Source organism: Lactobacillus nasalidis, from assembly GCF_016587775.1.
In the GTDB taxonomy this organism is placed as follows: domain Bacteria; phylum Bacillota; class Bacilli; order Lactobacillales; family Lactobacillaceae; genus Lactobacillus; species Lactobacillus nasalidis.
In genome coordinates this window covers 1-2,548 of record NZ_BOCG01000485.1, presented here as the reverse complement: position 1 = coordinate 2,548, position 2,548 = coordinate 1, and the positions used below count along the sequence as shown (strand labels likewise).

At 54.7% G+C, this 2,548-nt stretch carries 2 protein-coding genes; one reads left to right on the top strand and one right to left on the bottom strand.

The genetic code is table 11. The annotated features are described in order from the left end of the window. Window positions 1–1,694 (bottom strand): penicillin-binding transpeptidase domain-containing protein (locus lacNas_RS09295; RefSeq protein ID WP_201346803.1); only part of this gene is annotated, 1,694 nt, incomplete at its 3' end. Window positions 1,695–1,779: 85 nt separating this feature from the next. Here lacNas_RS09295 and lacNas_RS09290 point away from each other — a divergent pair. Further along, a partial coding sequence (locus lacNas_RS09290; protein ID WP_201346802.1) for a YfhO family protein occupies window positions 1,780–2,548 on the top strand: 769 nt, incomplete at its 3' end.

Below are 2,548 nucleotides of genomic sequence, written 5' to 3'. Positions count from 1 at the left end.
CGGCCAATCGACTGCACAACATACGGCTGCATCCGGTAGCCGCCGTTGGCAATCGTGGACACATACTGCACCAGCTGAATCGGCGTGTAGGCGTCATAGTTCCCGTAGGATTCGTCGAGCACCGAACCGGCAAGGATGTTGCCCGAGGAGTCGGTTGAGGAACCTTCGATCCCGGAGCTTTCGCCAGGCAGGTCAATCCCCGTCTTCTGGCCCAGGCCGAACATCTTGAAGTTGTTCCGCAAAGTCTGGAAGGCCGTCTGCGGCATGTGAATGTACTTCTTGGCCACATAGCTTGCCTTAACCCAGCGCAGGGTCAGCTGCATCATGTAGATGTTTGAGGAAACTTCCAGGGCGCTGGCCGCGGTCAGGGAGCTGAAAGTCCCGACCGGGTAAACGGATTTCTTGACTGAAGTCCCCGGCAGGTAGATGGCCGTATCCGGCAGGGTGTTGTTGGTCGGCGTGATGACCTTGTTGATCAAGCCACCGGCAACCTGCGCCCCTTTGACAACGGACCCCATAACAAAGGACTGGTTGATGTTGCCCAGGGCATTGTCGCTGACCTTCTTGGTGGACGGGTCATAGCTGATGCCGGCCATGGCCAAAACGGCCCCGGTTTGCGGGTTCATGGCCACGGCGTAGGCACCGCTGGAAAGGCTAGCCGCCCCGGCGCTCAAGGCAGAGTTGAACTGCTGCTTCAAGGCCTTGGTTACCTCTGCCTGGTACTTGGCGTCGATCGTCAGCTTCAGGCTGGCACCAGACTGGCCCTTGTAGACCTGCTTGGTCTTGGTGACCGTGTTGCTGCTGGTGTTGCTGGTAACCTTGTAGCTGGCCTTGGTCCCCTTCAAAAGCGCTTCGTATTCTTTTTCCAGGTAGGAAGTCCCGACCCGGTCGTTGCGGGAGTAGCCGTTGACCAGGTAGTACTGCAGGTTGTCGCTTGGCAGCCCGGTCTTGGTCGTTGAAACCGAGCCGATGATGCTCTTGATTGACGAGCCGTTAGGGTAGTAACGGTTCCAGTCGGTCCCGATGCCGACCCCCGGCATAGACGACAGGTGCTCGCCGACCTGGGCGATTTCCTTGTTGCTGAGGCCGCTGCTCTTCAGATTGATCGTTGACAAAGTCGAAGCGCCGGACATCTTGTTGTACAAAAGCGCTGCCGTCTTCTGCTTGGTGGACAGAGTCGGCTTGATCGTGTTTTCAACGTAAGCGACTTCGTATTCGTTGATTTCTGAAGTTGTCAGGCTCGACTTCTTCTGCGACTTCGGCAGAGCGCTAAGGACCTTCTTGGCCCGGTTGCTGTCGGCCAGATAATAGTCGGCAATTTGTCTTTTTGTCGGCTTTTCATCCGTAATTTTTATATAATTACTAAGGATATTGGCAACTTGGTACATTTCTTTGGAAGTTGCTGATAAACTTCTAGTATAGGTAATGGCGTTCTCAGCCTTGTTGCCGACCAGAATCCGCCCTTGCGAGTCGTACATGACCCCCCGGGGCACCGCCTTGGTTACGGTCGTTTGGTCGGTAGCGTTGACTTCCGCGGAAAAACGCGAACCGTAGAAAAGCTGCAAATATGCCAATTGGCCAATTAAGGCCGCGAACAAAATTACAATGATCCCGACCAGGATTTTCATTCTGAGCGGGGTATTTGCGGTTTGACTACCATTGCCAGTTCCGCTATTCTTTCTAAAATAACTCACGATAAAACCATCCTCACTAACAAGTAATTTTAGCAAAAAGATCTGCGCAATTCTATCATTCAGAAGAGGAGTTAGCTAATTCTTAATGTACATATCTAAATTAAAACGCTTTTTCCAAAAAAATGCTTCCAGCCTGCTCTATGGTCTGCTGGCTTTCTGCCTGCCGGCCTTGATTTTCGCCGGCTATTTCATCAGCAAGAAAGGCAACGTCCTGACCGTGGATTTGGGTCAGCAATATGTCGACTTCCTGGCTTATTACCAGCAAAAGCTCCTGCATGACCCCAGCAAGCTGATCTACAGCTTTGCCAGCGGCCTGGGCGGCTCAATGCTGGGCACGGACAGCTACTACCTGCTCAGCCCCTTCAACCTCCTGCTGCTGCTTTTCCCGCAGAAGCTGCTGCCGCAGGGGATCCTCCTGGTCATCTCCTGCAAGATCGGAGCCATTGGCCTGAGCGCCTACTGGGTCTGGAAGCAAAAGTACCACCTGGCCCGGGAATACCTGCTGGCCGCCAGCCTGGCCTTTGCCCTGTGCGGCTTCGTCGTGGCCAACAACCTCAACTTGATGTGGCTGGACAGCCTGGTGCTCCTGCCCTGGCTGACGCGGGCCATTGACCGCCTGCTGGCCGGACAGAAACACCACCTGGTCCTGGTCACCTTCTTGCTCTGGCTGACCAATTTTTACACCGGCTACATGGCCCTGCTCTTTGGCCTTTTGTACTTTTTAACGCAGCTGACGCTCAGCTTGGAGAAAAAGAGCCGGGTCTGGGCCTATCTCAAGAGCAGCTTCTTTGGCAGCTGCCTGGCCGCCGTCAGCCTCTGGCCGACCTTCCTGGAACTGCTGGCCGGCAAGACCG